The organism is Halocola ammonii, from assembly GCF_049334165.1.
Classification (GTDB): domain Bacteria; phylum Bacteroidota; class Bacteroidia; order Flavobacteriales_D; family Sanyastnellaceae; genus JBEGHD01.
The window spans coordinates 223,105-238,661 of the sequence record NZ_JBEGHD010000001.1 but is presented as its reverse complement, the minus strand read 5'-3'; the positions used below and the strand labels follow the sequence as shown (position 1 = coordinate 238,661).

Here is a 15,557-nt window from a genome sequence, read left to right as displayed (position 1 = left end):
ACTTCCTGAAGCTCCTCTCTCTGAAACCGGTTTTCCGCTACTTTTAGAGCCAACAAAATTCTCGACCATGAAATATTCGCTCTACTCTCTTTTGGCCATCTCGCTTTTTATCTTTGCCTGCGATTCTTCCGAATCATCAAATAACAAAGCAGAAAAAAACAATATGCCCACACCTCCTAAAGCATCAAAAAAAGAACACAAATTCGAAATTCACGGTGAAACGGTGACGGATGATTATTTCTGGCTACGCCTGTCTGACGAACAGAAAAGTGCCGAAGCACCAGACGATCAAACAAACGAAGTTGTGGCATACCTCGAAGCAGAAAATGCCTACACCGATGAGGTGATGAAAGAAACTGAAAAGCTTCAGGAAGAGCTTTACGAAGAGATTGTGGGCCGCATCAAGCAAGACGACCAGAGCGTGCCGTATTTCAAAAATGGCTACTGGTACTACTCGCGTTACGAAGAAGGTGGTGACTATCCTTTGATCTGCAGAAAGAAAGGTTCGCTCGATGCCGAAGAGCAAATCATGCTCAACGAGCCCGAGCTTGCAAAAGGTCACGACTACTACGCAGTGGGAGCAAGAGCTGTGAGCTCGAACAACAATCTGCTTGCCTATGCCGAAGACACCGTAAGTCGCAGGATCTACACCATCAAAGTAAAGAACCTGGAGACAGGAGAACTGCTCGATGACCAGATCACCGGTACTAGCGGAAGTGTCACCTGGGCCAACGACAACAAAACGCTCTTTTATTCCAAAAAGGATCCGGTAACCCTGCGAAGCTTCCAGATTTACAAGCACACACTGGGTAAACCACAATCTGAAGATGAATTAGTCTTCGAGGAGAGCGATGACACTTTCATCAGCTACGTTTACAAATCCAAGTCGGAGCGATTTATCATCATAGGTTCGAGCAGCACCGTTTCGAACGAATACAGAGTTTTGGAAGCCGACAAACCAGATGGAGAGTTCAGGGTAATCCAACCACGCGAGCGCGACCTGGAGTACAGCATTTCGCACTTTGGCGATCACTTTTACATCACCACCAACCTGGATGCTAAGAACTTCAGGCTGATGAAAACTCCGGTGGATGCCACAACCAAGGAAAACTGGGTGGAAGTGATTCCCCACAGAAAAGATGTTCTGCTGGAGCAAATCGAGATTTTTGAAAAATTCCTCGTTGTGGATGAGCGAAAAGGCGGACTTACCGATTTGCGCGTAATTCCATGGGAAGGAGAAGGCGAGCATTACATTGAGTTTCAGGATCCGGCCTACAGCGCGTGGATTGGAGTAAATCCCGACTTTAAAAGTGAAAAACTTCGCTTTGGATACTCGTCTCTCACTACTCCAACTTCGACTTACGAGTACGACATGAATACCCGCGAGCGCGAACTGCTCAAGCAGCAAGAAGTGATCGGGGGTCACAATCCGGCAGCTTACGAATCAGAGCGACTGATGGCCACAGCCGATGACGGCACGCAAATCCCCGTTTCTGTGGTTTACAAAAAAGGAATTAAAAAAGACGGTTCGAATCCGCTCTTGCTCTACGGCTACGGTTCTTATGGAGCCACTATCGATCCTAATTTTAGCTCAACCAGACTGAGCTTGATCGATCGCGGGTTTGTCTTTGCTATTGCCCACATCCGCGGAAGTCAAACCCTCGGACGCGAGTGGTACGAAGACGGAAAGATGCTCAACAAGAAAAACACGTTCACCGATTTTATCGACTGTGCGGAATTTCTGCTCGAAGAGAACTACACTTCAAAAGATAAACTCTTTGCAATGGGCGGATCTGCCGGTGGGCTTTTGATGGGAGCTGTGATCAACATGAGTCCTGACTTGTGGAAAGGCGTAGTTGCTCAGGTTCCTTTTGTGGATGTGGTAAACACCATGCTCGATGAAAGCATTCCGCTCACAACTGGCGAGTTTGACGAATGGGGAAATCCTAAAGAAGAGAAGTACTACCACTACATAAAATCTTACTCGCCTTACGACAACGTGGTGGCGCAAGATTATCCAAACATGCTTGTGACTACCGGCTACTGGGACAGCCAGGTGCAGTATTGGGAACCGGCAAAATGGGTGGCTAAACTCCGCGACCTGAAAACGGATGACAATCTGCTACTTCTAAAAACAGACATGGAAACCGGCCACGGTGGCGCCTCAGGAAGATTGAAGCGCTACAAAGAAGTAGCGCTGGAGTACGCGTTTATGCTGATGCTTTTGGAGGAGGAGAAGGAGGTTTAGTTTGAGAATCTGGTTGAAAAGATAACTTAACTTCTTTCCACTCTCACAACTCCCTCATGCCTCACCTCAAAATTGCAAGAGTTGGCGATGAAGCACTTTTTGTTGGCCTCTGTGTGGAGTGATTTGGCGAGTTCAACTTTCTCAGGGTCGGTGATGGTTACCTCGGGCCTGAGCGTCACTGACTTGAATCGGCCGCTGCCGTCTTTGTTTTCTTCCATTATTCCAGTGGCAGCGTCTCGGTAGTTTGTGACAATAATTCCATTGGCTGAACAAAGGTGTAAATACCAAAGCATATGGCAGGCGGCAAGCGAAGAGACAAACAGCTCTTCTGGGTTGTAACGCGTGTTGTCTCCTAAAAAACTTGGGTCGGCCGAGCCTGCAATTTTGTGAGTCTTTCCCTCTGTCAAAATTTCGTGGTTGCGATTGTAAGCCTTGTAGCTCTGTGTTCCCTGGCCGAGGTTGCCAGTCCAGTCGAGGTTGATGAGGTAGTTGTGGGTTTTGACGATTGCTATCAAGGTCATTTCATTTTTATAAATCCCAACATCGCCAGTGACCCTATTCCAATGAGAGCAATTGGAAGTACTGCAATGATTCCCGCATCCCAAAGCTTCGACATCATGATTAGACCGATAATAAGTATTACTCCACCAAATACAATGTTCTGCCAACTCGACTTTTTGTGTTGTGGACTTTCTTTCCTGAGTTCTCCACTTTTTTCCATTCGGTCCAGTTCGCCCAAAACTTCAGCAGTCGTTTTCTCATCTGGAGCGTTATTCTTAAGGTATGCGATGATAGTACGATACTGGTGGCCTCGGGAGCGCATATCGGCAGTGTGATCAATTAGCTCCTGTTTTGATTTAAGGTTACTCATGGCAATCATTTGAGGAAAACGAAAGATACAAAACCCTAAATTGATTTTTCACCGCCCATCCAAAACCACTTTCACAAGTCCTCGTTTTCACGATCTTTGCACCCGCGAAAAAACGAGTGTGTTGAAAAACTCTTGTCTAACCTTTCTTCTTAGTCTTTTTACGTTCTGTCTTTTTGGTCAGCAAGACAGCATTGTGCGCAGAACTTACATGACTGAAATGGTCACAAAAGCACCGGAGATCGATGGTGTGCTCAGTGATGCGGCCTGGCAAGAAGTGGAGCCAGCTTCAGGCTTCGTACAAAACTCCCCGAGGCCAGGAGCAGGATGCTCCCAGAACACTGCAGTCAGAATGATTTATGACGATGAAGCCGTTTATATCGCTGCAGAGCTTTTCGAAAACAATCCCGACAGCATCAACAACTTCCTCACCGAGCGCGATGACGTGGGAAATGCCGATTACTTCAAAGTCGTTTTTAACAACTACCGCGATGGTATCAACGGTGAGGGCTTTGCGGTAACTCCAGCAGGTGTGCAAATCGATACGAAGTATTCCACAAGTGGCGAGAGTTCTACGTGGGATGCTGTGTGGGAAAGCGCAACCAATATCACCGAGCGGGGATGGATCGTAGAAATTAAGATTCCGTTTTCAGCACTTCGTTTTCCAGAAGTTAAAGAGCAGGTTTGGGGAATCAACTTCGGCCGCCAGATTCGAAGAAATCGTGAAATCAGCTGGTGGAATTTTGTGAATCCCGAAATAGACGGGTTTTTCACTCAGGCGGGCAGACTGAAAGGCATCGAAAACATTAAGCCTCCGACCCGACTCTTCTTTTTTCCATACGCTTCTGGCTACATCGAGCACAGCACGGTGGAAGAAGGCGGAGTGGCAGAATCATTTAATGCCGGCATGGACGTGAAGTACGGAATCAACGATGCTTTTACGCTCGACATGACTCTGATTCCCGATTTTGGCCAGGCCCGATTCGACAATCGAGTCCTCAATCTCTCGCCATTCGAGGTACAGTACAACGAAAACCGCCAATTTTTCACCGAAGGAGTTGAGCTCTTCAACAAAGCCGGATTGTTCTACTCGAGGCGAGTGGGCGGCAGACCAATTAATTTTAGCAAAGCTCAGCAGTCGGTTTTAGAAGAGGAAGAAGTTGTAGAAAACCCTAACCGAGGTCAGCTCATCAACGCAACTAAAATCTCAGGAAGAAACAAACGAGGCCTGGGAATTGGATTTTTTAATGCAGTTGAAAACGAGACCAAAGCTGTAATCGAAAACACGGAAACCGGAGAAACTCGCGAGCTCACCACCAACCCGCTCACCAACTACAACGTGCTGGTGCTCGACCAGGTGATTCGAAACAACTCCTTTGTGACCTTCACTAACACCAATGTCCTCCGCAGCGGCTCTGTTTACGATGCCAATGTGAGCCGCGTGGATCTGAAGCTGACAGACAAGAAGAATAAGTATGCTCTCGAAGGTTTCGGTGGTGTGAGTCAGAAGTTTCATCCAGACAGCATTTCTCTGGGCGAAACCTACAGTCTTGGGTTTTCAAAAATCAGCGGAAACTGGAGGTTTAAACTGTCACAAACGGTCATTGGAAAAGAGTACGACATTAACGACCTGGGTTTTCAAACCATCAGGAATGTCAACCAGAGCTACGCCACAGTTTCGTTTCAAAAGTTTGAGCCTTTCTCTATTTTCAACAATATGAGGCACAACCTCAGTATGAATTACGAAAGACTTCTGGAACCGAGCACGTTCTTCAACTTCGCAGTCTACTCCAATAGCTTTTTCACCCTGAGAAACTTCCACAGCTTTGGCTTCAACGCGGCCTGGGAGCCGGTAGACACCTACGACTACTTCGAGACCAGAACTTTCGAAAGAGCCTACGAATTCCCGCAAAACTACAGTCTTGGAGCCTTTGTTTCTTCAGACTACAGCAGGCCGTTTGCACTCGATGCAGGAGTGGACTGGCGACAGTTTGACGAAGTTGGTCGCAACAACTTTTCTTACTATTTCGAACCGCGGATCAGGCCAAACGACAAGCTCTTTTTTGTGATCGGCTACAGCAATGCCAAGCGCAACAATGAAATGGGGTACGTCAACACGCTTTCTGACACCATCGTGTTCGGAAGAAGAAATGTCGAAATCCACGAAAGCTTCATCTCCGGCAGCTACATTTTCAACAACAAAATGTGGCTCACGCTCGACCTGCGTCACTACTGGTCTACTGCCGTTTACGACCAGTTCAACAACGTTCAGGAAGATGGTTCACTGACTCCTTCAGAGTTTGCCGGCTTCAATCCGGACGGTAGCAGCGTGCGCGATATTTCGTTCAATGCATTCAACATCGACCTGATTTACAAATGGCGATTTGCTCCGGGCAGCGAAATTTCGGTGGCCTGGAAACTCGCCATTCTCGAAGAAGGAGAACCCTCGCCTCTCAGCTACTACGAAGACGTGGAAACCACTTTGCGGGCTCCGCAAGTCAATAATTTTTCCATCAAGGTGCTCTATTTTATCGACTATCTCTACTTGAAGAAACGATAAAAATCAGGTCGAGAAGAGAGGAGCTCAATTGAGAAGCAGGAGCGCTTTTTCTGCGCTTCTTTTCTTCTTTCTACCTTTGCCGAAAATTTTTCTGGAAATGGCGAAATATAGATCACTCACACAAGAAGAACTCGAGCCGCTTGAAGAAGACTTCGTAAAGTTCCTTTCAGCGAACACAGTAGCAGCGGACGATTGGGATAAGATCAAAAAAGAAGATCCCAAAAAAGCGGAAGGATTGATCGAAATCTTCAGTGACATCGTGTGGGACAAAGCTCTCGAAAAGATAAAATGCCTCGAAGCCAGGACGGAGAAAGACATGAAAGTTTTCAGTTTTCCCGATGAGGAAAGCATGGAGATGATTCACCTGAAAATTGGGAAGGACAAAGACTTTAGTCTCGTGAATCAGGAAGACCTGAAAAAGGTGACTAATGGAGAGGCCAGCCTTGCGGACTTCGATCCGGAGCTTTACACCGGCAAGAGAGACTTGAAAAAGGATCGCAAACAGGAAATTTTTGAAATGATGGAGCAGGGCTGCACACCTTGCCCTGAGGCGCTTTACTATGCTCTCGAAAATATGATTGAAAGCAAGTAGACGTTAGCCCAAAAGTCGGCTGTCGAAGGGGGAATCACTTATTTCAACCACCTTGATTTTTTTCATCTCTGGATGGTTCGGATTAATCAGCAGATTGAAATCTCCGGGAACAACAGCCGAAGGAACTCTCAATACACAAGTATCTCCGCACTGAATGAAGTCATCGCCAATTTTTTGAGAAGAAGGCATCGGTGGATTTTCGGACCAATCACGACCAGGGTCCTTTAACGAAATTTCTCTAACCGAAACAGAGTCGGGGATTTCTATCTCTACCATTTGGAACGTGCTTGAAAGGTGATTGAGCGATAAGTGAAAGAGCACCTCAGCCATTGCCAATGCCCGGCTTTCAGCTGTGTAGACAACAGCCGTTCCTTTGCTGTTCCAGCGGTTGTTGGAGCGAGCTGCATCCTGCCCGTCAAGTTTTCGTGCGTATTTTTTTCTTGAAAGCCTGAAACCCCGCATCAGGCAAAAACTCCGAATTCTATTCTATTGAGCTCATCCATGACTAGCTCTTTTCCGTAGGAATCTCGAATCAGATCGATGGGCTTCATCTTGCCCAAAGCAAAACTTGGCTCTTTTAACCATCCATAAAACTGATTGCTCGTGTCGAACACACTTAGACCAAGGTTGACTACCTCTGCCAATTCCAGAATTTTCTCGCTTTGGATGGGTTTAAACTTAAAGTTGGATTCTTTCTTTTGGCGCTGTAGGGTTTTTGAAGAAACGCCCAGAAACTCTGCCCACTCTGACTCGGTAAAGGGAGAAACGCTTCTGATTTTTTCGAAGAGAGAGAAGGGCAGACCGCTTTGAATCACTTGAATGATCGCCATCTTGTTGGCAAAGAAAGAAATGTAGCCAACTCCAGGCTCTTCTACTTTTGTGCCTTTAGCTTTTGGAGCCGCCAGATTGAGCAGATCTTGCGTAATTTCAGATAGCAGCTCACGATTGTTATTATCATCACCTTTCATCAAGTCAGACTTTTACACCACAAGTTACGACATTTGTCTCGGTTTAAAAGCTATTTGTCCAACTTTAACATTTCCAGTGGTTACCACTTTACGGCAACTTTCCCAATTGTTTCTCTGTTTTCGAGTAGTTCATGAGCCTTAGCGAGGTCATCTATTTCATATTCACCTCCGACAGTTGGGTCGAGAATGCCTTCTTTTTGGAGCCTCACAACCTGACCCAGGCAATGGCCGATCATCTCCGGATCGGTGTCTGCAATTCGCAGCATGTTTATTCCGATCACAGATTTAGAAGAACCTACCAGTGAAATTGGCATGATCAATCCCATCTGGTAAACCATTTTCAGAGTTTTCCAAAACTTGCTTCCGCCAACTCGGTCTGAAGCTCCATAAAGAGCCAGTCTGCCACCATGACCTAGCAGTCGCATATCTTTTTTAAAGGTGCTCCCGGCAATGGGGTTAAAAGTGGCGTCCAATCTTTTATCAGATCCCAGCCTTTCCCGTACTACGTTCTCATAATCGAGCTTTCTATAGTTTATTGGATGGTCGACTCCCTGCTTTTTCAGGTATTCGATTTTTTCTTCGCTGCCGGCATTTCCGAAAACTTCACAACCGCGCCACTTCGCAATTTGTGTGAGAGCAGTACCAACTCCGCCAGCTGCAGCGTGAATCAAAACTCTTTGGCCTTTTCGGAGATTCATCATCTCGCATCCAGCGTACCAGGCAGTGATGTACTGAGTAGCGAGAGCCACAGCTTTTGCTGCTTCCAGCTCCTCATCAACTACAGCCAGAGCGCGGTGGTCTGCAACGGCCAATTCCGCGTAACCTCCAAATCTGGTCATGGCAACCACCCGTTTTCCAATAAGTGAATTGTCTACATCTTTCCCGACTTCTTCGACTTTTCCCACCACTTCATAACCGAGCACGCACGGCATTTCAGGAGCGTCTGGATAAAGTCCGAGCCGCGCCATAACATCCGCGAAGTTCAATCCGAAAGCCTCAACTCTGATCAGGAGTTGATGAGCTTCAATCTGCGGATCATTGGTTTCTCTCACTTCGAGAGCAGTGGAAGCTTTGCCGTTTTTAACTAGAAATGCTGCTTTCATAAATGCGATATTAATAAAGTGGTACCTCCTGGGAATAAAAAATGAGCCTTATTGTTCGTCAAGGTCTGCCATTTTTTGAGAAATTGCCGTTGTATGTTGATATCAAAACCACCGGCAATCTTAAAGCCATTATCAAAAGATCTAGTTTGGGATATTCCAAACGAGGATGGGAAAGTCTTCCTGACGTTTGATGACGGTCCGCTCCCCGGTGTCACTGATCACATTCTCGATATTCTTAATGAGGCCGAAGCCAAAGCTACATTTTTCTGCATTGGCAAAAATGTAAAGAAGCACCCAGAGCTCTTCCAGCGTATTTTGGATGAAGGCCATTCAGTTGGTAATCACACCATGAATCATGTGAATGGCTGGAAAACAAACAATCGGGAATATTTTAAGGAAGTGGATGAATGTCAGGCCTTGACTGGAACCTGCCTTTTTCGTCCGCCTTACGGCAGAATAAAAAGGCGACAGGTAAAAGAGCTTGTAGAAAAATTTAACATCATCATGTGGAGCATTATTACTGGAGATTACCATTCGTCCGTCAGCCCACAAAAGTGCTATTCAATTGTAGAAAAACATTTAAAGCCTGGCTCCATTGTCGTTTTCCACGACAGTGAGAAAGCAAAAGAGAGCGTATTGAGTGTGTTGCCAAAAACTCTTGCTCTCATGGAATCAAATGGCTGGCAGAGCCACGCACTCGAAATGTAACAAGGCATAAAAAATCCCGACAACTCACACAAGGTTATCAGGTGTAAGCGTCAGGATTGGAAAACCAAGAAAAGTAAGCTTGGGAAAAAGCTTAGGAAAGATGGATTTTTGAATGCTTTATTATTTGTCGTTGAAGATCCAGATAAGTTGAGGAGTTACTTCGTTAGCGATTGATGCGATATTGTAAGAACGTTTCATGACTTTAAGGTTTTGATTCGAATTGAAGCTTTCGGGTTTTCCGAAATGCTCACTTCTAAATTACGCGTTAAGAGAGCGTTAAACATTACAAAAACAACCAAAGGGGAATGCGGGGCGGTCAACGGGCGTTTTATCCCAATAAGCGGTTTAACACCTGTTAACACACCGACATGCCCGGAAATGAGATCACTTTTCCACAGTCTGACTTTACCTATAAAGCCTTATTTTTGAGCATTCTTCTACATTTTTTAGGCAGCTGTCAATCGGCAGCTGTTAATAATTTGTCTAATCTGAAATTTAGTTTTAAATTCGCAGCCCATTTTCAGGGGGTGAACCCTTTTATGCCCTGAGAAATAAATTTGTACGTCACACAGATATAAAAAAGATAGAAGTGGATACACTGAGTTACAAAACAGCTTCGGCCAACAAAGAAAACGCCAACAAAGAGTGGTTGTTGGTTGACGCTGAAGGTCAATCTCTCGGGCGCCTCGCGAGTCGTGTTGCAAGCCTTTTGAGAGGAAAACACAAGCCAAATTTTACACCACATGCCGACATGGGTGACTACGTGGTAGTAATCAACGCTGAAAAAGTTAACCTAACTGGTAACAAGTGGCGTGACAAAGAATACATGCACTACACTGGATATCCAGGTGGTCAGCGCACGCGCTCAGCCAGAGATATGATGGAGAAAAAGCCTACAGCTATGGTAGAAAAAGCTGTGAGAGGTATGCTTCCAAAAAATAGCCTCGGGCGCGAATGCTTCCGTCACATGTATGTATATGTGGGAGGTGAGCACGACAAGCAAGCTCAAAAACCAAAAGAATTTAAAATCAACAGTTAATAAGTACAATCCGCGATGGAAGTAATTAACACATCAGGAAGAAGAAAAAATTCGATTGCTCGCATCTACCTTTCAGAAGGAAAAGGTAACATCACTGTGAACAACAAAGCAGCAAACGATTATTTCCCAACCACAGTTCTCCAGTACAAACTCAACCAACCTTTCGGACTTACAGAAACAACTGGTAAGTACGATGTGAAGGTGAACGTTAAAGGCGGTGGAGTATCTGGACAGGCAGAGGCTATTCGTCTTGCTATCAGTAAAGCTCTCATCGAGATCAATGCGGATTGGAAGCCATCCCTCAAAGAAGAAGGTCTTACAACTCGTGACCCTCGTATGGTTGAGCGTAAGAAGCCAGGTCAGAAAAAAGCAAGAAAGAAATTCCAGTTCAGCAAGCGTTAATTCGCTGCTGTGCTTGTTTAGCATCCAAACGTGTGGGACTCTGCTTCAGCAGGCTACCCACAGGTTGCTATTAGTGAAAGTGAACAAGTAAATAAACAAACAATGCCAAGAACAAATTTTGATGAACTCCTCGAATCAGGAGTTCACTTTGGACACCTCAAAAGAAAGTGGAACCCAAACATGGCTCCGTACATCTTCGGAGAGAAAAAAGGAATCCACATCATCGATCTCAACAAGACCGTTGTAAAATTGGATGAAGCGGCTAACGCACTTAGCCAAATCGCCAAGTCTGGTAAAAAGATTCTTTTTGTAGCCACAAAGAAACAAGCAAAAGACATCGTAGCAGAGCTCATCGAGCCGACCGAAATGCCATTCATTACCGAGCGTTGGTCAGGTGGTATGCTCACCAACTTTGCCACTATTCGTAAGACAGTGCGCAAAATGTCGCAAATCGACAAGATGGAAGCAGACGGAACTTTCGAAAACCTTTCGAAAAGAGAGCGTCTCCACATCTCTCGTCAGCGTCAAAAAATGGAGAGAACGTTCGGTTCTATTGCCGACATGACTCGCCTCCCAGCGGCTATGTTTGTGGTTGACGTAATGAAAGAACACATTGCGGTTGCCGAAGCACAAAAGCTCGGTATTCCTGTTTTTGCAATGGTCGACACTAACTCGGATCCACGCAGAATCGATTTCCCTATTCCATCGAATGATGATGCGTCTAAGTCGATCAACAAAGTGATGAGCGTCATTGCCGATGCAGTGAAAGAAGGACTTTCGGAAAGAAAGAACGAAAAAGATAAGCAGCAAGCTGAAGCTAAGAAGAAGAAAGAAAAAGACGCTGCTAAGAAGGAAGAGGCTAAAGAAGCCAAAAAAGAGTCAGCCAAGAAAGTAGAGGTTGAAGAAGAAAAGAGCAAAACTGATAAATAAGACGAAAAATGAAGATTACAGCTTCAGAAGTAAATAAGCTTAGACAACAGACCGGTGCGGGAATGATGGATTGCAAAAAAGCACTCCAGGAAGCAAATGGCGATTTTGATGCCGCTGTTGACATTCTCCGTAAAAAAGGTCAGAAAGTAGCAGCCAAGCGCGAAGACCGCGATGCTGCTGAAGGATTGGTTTTGGCCGATGTGACATCTGACAACAAAAAAGGTGCTCTTATCGTGCTTAACTGCGAAACTGACTTCGTTGCCAAAAACGAAGAATTCGGTAAAGTAGCTCGCTCTATCCTGAACACTGCACTCAACGAGTCGCCTTCAGATCTCGAATCTTTGAAAGCTCTTAAGTATGATGGTGGAGATTTTACCATCAGCGAAAAGATCACTGAAGAGATCGGAAAGATTGGTGAGAAAATCGACCTTTCACACTACGGAAAGATTGAAGCAGAAAAAGTTGTAGCCTACAACCACCCTGGTAACAGCCTCGGTTCGATGGTAGGTTTCAGTAAAGATATCGATGACGACACAGCTCGCGACATCGCGATGCAAGTTGCGGCAATGGCCCCAGTTTCAATCACTGAAGACAGCGTGCCACAAGACGTTATCGATCGTGAGCTCCAGGTAGGTAAAGACCAGGCTATCGAAGAAGGAAAACCAGAAGACCTCGCTGAGAAAATTGCTCAGGGACGTTTGAAGAAATTCTTCAAGGAAAGCACTTTGCTCAACCAGGCTTTCATTAAAGACAACAAGAAATCAATTTCTCAGGTGCTCAAAGAAGCAGGTGACGGTGTAACTGTTACCAAGTTTGTCCGCGAAGCACTCGGATAAGAGAATTTAGATTAGATATTTTTAAAGCCGGCTGTCATGCTGAACTCGATTCAGTATCTAGCCGGCTTTTTTGTGCCCATCTGTTTCCTTAATAACCGATACCAATCACCAATTTCCAGCGTTTGCAAAAAACGAATGGATTCCACGCCATTTTTTTTGATATTAGCAATCTTAAACTCCATGGCAACTCAAAGGGAAAATCGGGCATGAAATACAAAAGGATCTTGTTGAAACTGAGTGGCGAGGCGCTGATGGGCGACAAGCAGTTCGGAATTGACAACAAGCGAATTACCAGCTACTCAGAGCAAATCAGCGAAATAGTTGATGCAGGAGTGCAGGTGGCAATTGTAATCGGAGGTGGAAATATCTTTAGAGGTATTCAGGCCGAAGAAGGAGGAATGGAAAGAACTCAGGGCGACTACATGGGAATGCTCGCCACGGTCATCAACAGCATGGCGCTGCAGGCTTCTCTCGAAAAAGCCGGTGTCGACACACGACTGCAGTCGGCCATCGAGATGAAACAAATTGCCGAGCCTTTCATTAGAAGAAGAGCAGTGCGCCACCTCGAAAAGGGCCGCGTTGTGATTTTCGGAGCCGGAACCGGAAATCCATTTTTTACTACCGACACAGCCGCATCTCTAAGAGCTGTGGAAATCGAGGCCGATGTGATTTTGAAAGGAACTCGAGTGGACGGCATTTATTCAGCCGACCCTGAGAAAGACCCAAACGCCTCGCGCTACGAGCGAATCTCTTTTAGCGAGGTTTACGAAAAGGGTCTCAACGTTATGGACATGACGGCTTTCACCCTTTGCAACGAAAACAAGTTGCCAATAATCGTTTTTGATATGAATACCCCCGGAAACCTTAAAAGGGTAGTTCTGGGTGAGTCCGTAGGGACACTGGTTGAATTCTAAAAATGCTATTTTTGGCTGATAAAAATTTTCGACATCATGAATGAAGACGTACAATTGGCAATAGAAGAGGCGAAGGACTTGATGAAAAAAGCCATCAATCACCTCGAGACTGAACTTCAGAAAATCCGTGCCGGTAAGGCCAATCCAAACATGCTAAGCAGCGTGCAGGTGGACTACTACGGAACCATGACTCCGCTGCAGCAAGTGGCCAATGTCAACACCCCAGATGCCAAAACACTTTCCATTCAGCCCTGGGAAAAGTCTATGCTCGATCCAATCACTACGGCTATCATCAACTCAAATCTCGGGCTCAACCCCCAGAACAACGGTGATGTAATCATGATCAACATCCCGGCACTCACCGAAGAGCGAAGAAGAGACCTCACCAAGCGCGCCAAGGCTGAAGCTGAGCACGGCAAAGTGAGCATCAGAAATGCCCGAAAGGAAGCCAACGATGAAATTAAAAAGGCCGAAAAAGAAGGCCTCAGCGAAGACGAAGCAAAACGCGCTGAAGAAGAAGTTCAAAAGATCACAGACAAGTACACCAACATGGTGGACGAGATTTACGAAGCGAAAGAGAAAGACATCATGACTGTCTAATCAGCAGTTGGAAATAGATATTTGAAAAGCAGCCAGCCTCTTGGCAGCTTTCTCAGAGAAAAATGATCATTCAATAATGGCAGATTACATCGTTTCCACAGCGATCTATATCAACATAAATTTCTTTATCATTAAGCCCTAGATTGATAGCTTCGTCTCTGATCTCTTCTAGTACTTGTGTTAAAAATCTTTTTTTGATTCGAATGAGCTCTTCTTCGGGAATTTCGCTTGCATTATTGTACCACATATCTTTTTCAAATGAATAGAGGTACCTAATAGAGGCAGAACCTTCGTAAGTAACTAAATACACTTCTTTCGGAGTTTCTCTAAAATAGTAATGCTCTAGGTCTAAATGGTCATGATCGGTGAAACTTTCCATGCTGAAATCTTGTGGCAGTGAAAAATTTCCGTTGGAACGTAAAGAATCCGAAACTGCATGTGAGACTTCTGACTTGATATTAGAGCTAAATGTGAGAATTGAGCCAATATTACCAGCATGATATATGCAGCCAACAAGTGTAATAACAACAAGACCAATTGAAAGATGAGGTAACTTCATGTGAGGACTTTAACAATAATTTATGTGATCCGCAAGATTTCCACTATCACCCTAAACCAAACTCTTCCCAAACTCCTCAGCCATTGCCCTAGCTTCTTTGTCTGTGGCGATGTAGTCGTCTACAGTAGGCTTTTTGATGAAGGTTGTTTTTTCGATGGACTTCTCGATCAGGTCGCTCATTTCCAAAAAGCCAATGCGGTCTTTTAAGAATAGGTCTACTGCAACCTCGTTCGCTGCATTGAGAGCGCAGGCTGTGTTTCCTCCTTTTTCCAGCGCTTCAAAAGCGAGATTGAGGTTTCTGAACGTTTTTCGGTCCGGTTGCTCAAAAGTCAGCTCGGGGTAGTCAAGGAAGTTAAAACGATCGAAGTTCGAGGTTTTTCTTTCCGGATAGCTGAGTGCAAACTGAATCGGGAGCTTCATGTCTGGCAGTCCCATTTGCGCTTTCATCGAGCCGTCTTCAAACTGTACGATGCTGTGGATAATACTTTGCGGATGAACGATCACATCAATCTGATCGGGCTTCAACCCAAAAAGCCATTTGGCTTCAATCACTTCCAGGCCTTTGTTCATCAACGAAGCTGAGTCGATCGTGATCTTAGCGCCCATGTCCCAGTTGGGGTGTTTGAGTGCCTGCTCTTTTTTTACCGTCTTTAGAAACTCCGCATCTCTTCCCCGGAAAGGCCCTCCGGAGGCCGTAAGGTAGATCTTCTCTATCGGGTTGTGGAATTCTCCCAAAAGACACTGAAAGATCGCTGAGTGCTCCGAATCGACTGGATAGATGTTCACTCCTTTTTGACGGGCGAGCTGAGTTACGAGGTCTCCGGCAACTACCAGCGTTTCCTTGTTGGCCAGTGCAATGTGTTTTCCGGCTTCGATGGCTTTAAGGGTTGGCATAAGCCCGGCATAGCCCACAAGTGCAGTGAGAACAATGTCGATAGTGTCCATTTCAACCACCTGTTCCAGGGCTTCTTTGCCAGCGTATGCCTTGATGTCGAGCGGAAAGAGCTCGTCCTGAACTTCCTTGAACTTGTCTTCATCGCCAATCACCACGGTATTGGGCGAATACTTTTTTGCCTGCTCAATGAGAAGCTTTGTATTGGAACCTGCCGTGAGCACTTCAACCTGAAAGTAGTCGGGGTGGGCGCTCATCACTTCGAGAGCCTGCGTGCCAATGGATCCTGTTGACCCGAGAATGGCTACGCGCTTTTTTGGAATTTCTTCTTCGTTCAT

The 15,557-nt window shown here is 45.6% G+C and carries 17 protein-coding genes; 10 read left to right on the top strand and 7 right to left on the bottom strand.

The window, feature by feature from the left end; all coding sequences use genetic code 11:
- Window positions 1-67 precede the first annotated feature (67 nt).
- Window positions 68-2,248 (top strand): S9 family peptidase, encoded by a 2,181-nt coding sequence (locus tag ABHV44_RS00995; RefSeq protein ID WP_459072768.1) that lies wholly within the window; start codon window positions 68-70, stop codon window positions 2,246-2,248.
- Between the two features lie 26 nt (window positions 2,249-2,274).
- Here the strand turns inward: ABHV44_RS00995 and ABHV44_RS00990 are convergent, their stop codons facing one another.
- Window positions 2,275-2,769 (bottom strand): OsmC family protein, encoded by a 495-nt coding sequence (locus ABHV44_RS00990; RefSeq protein ID WP_459072767.1) that lies wholly within the window; start codon window positions 2,767-2,769, stop codon window positions 2,275-2,277.
- A complete protein-coding gene (locus ABHV44_RS00985; RefSeq protein ID WP_459072766.1) occupies window positions 2,766-3,119 on the bottom strand; it encodes a hypothetical protein in 354 nt (117 codons plus the stop codon). Before ABHV44_RS00985 ends, ABHV44_RS00990 begins: the two co-directional genes overlap by 4 nt.
- Before the next feature lie 121 nt (window positions 3,120-3,240).
- On the opposite strand from ABHV44_RS00985, the gene ABHV44_RS00980 reads away from it, so the two are divergent.
- Both ABHV44_RS00980 and ABHV44_RS00975 read left to right on the top strand, forming a co-directional pair.
- On the top strand, window positions 3,241-5,676 hold the full coding sequence (locus ABHV44_RS00980) for a DUF5916 domain-containing protein (RefSeq protein WP_459072765.1): 2,436 nt from the start codon (window positions 3,241-3,243) through the stop codon (window positions 5,674-5,676).
- Window positions 5,677-5,773: 97 nt separating this feature from the next.
- Entirely contained in the window at window positions 5,774-6,268 is a 495-nt protein-coding gene (locus tag ABHV44_RS00975; protein WP_459072764.1) for a DUF6495 family protein, read from the top strand.
- A gap of 3 nt (window positions 6,269-6,271) precedes the next feature.
- Here ABHV44_RS00975 and ABHV44_RS00970 read toward each other — a convergent pair whose 3' ends face one another.
- The 3 genes from ABHV44_RS00970 to ABHV44_RS00960 all read right to left on the bottom strand — a co-directional run bounded on the left by ABHV44_RS00970 (window position 6,272) and on the right by ABHV44_RS00960 (window position 8,339).
- Complete coding sequence (locus tag ABHV44_RS00970; RefSeq protein ID WP_459072763.1) at window positions 6,272-6,730, bottom strand: RES family NAD+ phosphorylase; 459 nt, start codon at window positions 6,728-6,730, stop codon at window positions 6,272-6,274.
- Window positions 6,730-7,236 (bottom strand): type II RES/Xre toxin-antitoxin system antitoxin, encoded by a 507-nt coding sequence (parS, locus tag ABHV44_RS00965; RefSeq protein WP_459072762.1) that lies wholly within the window; start codon window positions 7,234-7,236, stop codon window positions 6,730-6,732. Before parS ends, ABHV44_RS00970 begins: the two co-directional genes overlap by 1 nt.
- Before the next feature lie 80 nt (window positions 7,237-7,316).
- Complete coding sequence (locus tag ABHV44_RS00960) at window positions 7,317-8,339, bottom strand: zinc-binding dehydrogenase (RefSeq protein WP_459072761.1); 1,023 nt, start codon at window positions 8,337-8,339, stop codon at window positions 7,317-7,319.
- 93 nt (window positions 8,340-8,432) lie between these two features.
- On the opposite strand from ABHV44_RS00960, the gene ABHV44_RS00955 reads away from it, so the two are divergent.
- From ABHV44_RS00955 to frr, 7 genes are all read left to right on the top strand, one after another.
- On the top strand, window positions 8,433-9,047 hold the full coding sequence (locus ABHV44_RS00955; protein WP_459072760.1) for a polysaccharide deacetylase family protein: 615 nt from the start codon (window positions 8,433-8,435) through the stop codon (window positions 9,045-9,047).
- A gap of 589 nt (window positions 9,048-9,636) precedes the next feature.
- Window positions 9,637-10,086 (top strand): 50S ribosomal protein L13, encoded by a 450-nt coding sequence (gene rplM, locus ABHV44_RS00950; protein ID WP_459072759.1) that lies wholly within the window; start codon window positions 9,637-9,639, stop codon window positions 10,084-10,086.
- Between the two features lie 15 nt (window positions 10,087-10,101).
- On the top strand, window positions 10,102-10,488 hold the full coding sequence (gene rpsI / locus ABHV44_RS00945; protein ID WP_459072758.1) for a 30S ribosomal protein S9: 387 nt from the start codon (window positions 10,102-10,104) through the stop codon (window positions 10,486-10,488).
- 102 nt (window positions 10,489-10,590) lie between these two features.
- The gene (rpsB, locus tag ABHV44_RS00940; protein WP_459072757.1) at window positions 10,591-11,418 is read left to right on the top strand and encodes a 30S ribosomal protein S2; all 828 of its coding nucleotides are present in this window, start codon (window positions 10,591-10,593) and stop codon (window positions 11,416-11,418) included.
- Between the two features lie 8 nt (window positions 11,419-11,426).
- Complete coding sequence (tsf, locus tag ABHV44_RS00935) at window positions 11,427-12,254, top strand: translation elongation factor Ts (protein ID WP_459072756.1); 828 nt, start codon at window positions 11,427-11,429, stop codon at window positions 12,252-12,254.
- Between the two features lie 206 nt (window positions 12,255-12,460).
- On the top strand, window positions 12,461-13,168 hold the full coding sequence (pyrH, locus tag ABHV44_RS00930; protein WP_459072755.1) for a UMP kinase: 708 nt from the start codon (window positions 12,461-12,463) through the stop codon (window positions 13,166-13,168).
- 36 nt (window positions 13,169-13,204) lie between these two features.
- Window positions 13,205-13,768, top strand: coding sequence for a ribosome recycling factor (gene frr, locus ABHV44_RS00925; protein WP_459072754.1), 564 nt, complete (start codon window positions 13,205-13,207; stop codon window positions 13,766-13,768).
- Window positions 13,769-13,838: 70 nt separating this feature from the next.
- On the opposite strand, the gene ABHV44_RS00920 is transcribed toward frr, so the two are convergent.
- On the bottom strand, window positions 13,839-14,327 hold the full coding sequence (locus ABHV44_RS00920; protein WP_459072753.1) for a hypothetical protein: 489 nt from the start codon (window positions 14,325-14,327) through the stop codon (window positions 13,839-13,841).
- A 51-nt stretch (window positions 14,328-14,378) separates the two neighbouring features.
- Entirely contained in the window at window positions 14,379-15,557 is a 1,179-nt protein-coding gene (locus tag ABHV44_RS00915) for a 1-deoxy-D-xylulose-5-phosphate reductoisomerase (RefSeq protein WP_459072752.1), read from the bottom strand.

Coding starts and splice junctions, on each gene's coding strand:
- ABHV44_RS00920 (WP_459072753.1), bottom strand. CDS start 14,327: ATGAAGTTACCTCATCTTTCAATTGGTCTTGTTGTTATTACACTTGTT.
- frr (WP_459072754.1), top strand. CDS start 13,205: ATGAATGAAGACGTACAATTGGCAATAGAAGAGGCGAAGGACTTGATG.
- tsf (WP_459072756.1), top strand. CDS start 11,427: ATGAAGATTACAGCTTCAGAAGTAAATAAGCTTAGACAACAGACCGGT.
- parS (WP_459072762.1), bottom strand. CDS start 7,236: ATGAAAGGTGATGATAATAACAATCGTGAGCTGCTATCTGAAATTACG.
- ABHV44_RS00970 (WP_459072763.1), bottom strand. CDS start 6,730: ATGCGGGGTTTCAGGCTTTCAAGAAAAAAATACGCACGAAAACTTGAC.
- ABHV44_RS00915 (WP_459072752.1), bottom strand. CDS start 15,557: ATGAACGAAGAAGAAATTCCAAAAAAGCGCGTAGCCATTCTCGGGTCA.
- ABHV44_RS00985 (WP_459072766.1), bottom strand. CDS start 3,119: ATGAGTAACCTTAAATCAAAACAGGAGCTAATTGATCACACTGCCGAT.
- ABHV44_RS00960 (WP_459072761.1), bottom strand. CDS start 8,339: ATGAAAGCAGCATTTCTAGTTAAAAACGGCAAAGCTTCCACTGCTCTC.
- ABHV44_RS00990 (WP_459072767.1), bottom strand. CDS start 2,769: ATGACCTTGATAGCAATCGTCAAAACCCACAACTACCTCATCAACCTC.
- ABHV44_RS00975 (WP_459072764.1), top strand. CDS start 5,774: ATGGCGAAATATAGATCACTCACACAAGAAGAACTCGAGCCGCTTGAA.
- ABHV44_RS00955 (WP_459072760.1), top strand. CDS start 8,433: ATGTTGATATCAAAACCACCGGCAATCTTAAAGCCATTATCAAAAGAT.
- rpsB (WP_459072757.1), top strand. CDS start 10,591: ATGCCAAGAACAAATTTTGATGAACTCCTCGAATCAGGAGTTCACTTT.
- pyrH (WP_459072755.1), top strand. CDS start 12,461: ATGAAATACAAAAGGATCTTGTTGAAACTGAGTGGCGAGGCGCTGATG.
- rpsI (WP_459072758.1), top strand. CDS start 10,102: ATGGAAGTAATTAACACATCAGGAAGAAGAAAAAATTCGATTGCTCGC.
- ABHV44_RS00995 (WP_459072768.1), top strand. CDS start 68: ATGAAATATTCGCTCTACTCTCTTTTGGCCATCTCGCTTTTTATCTTT.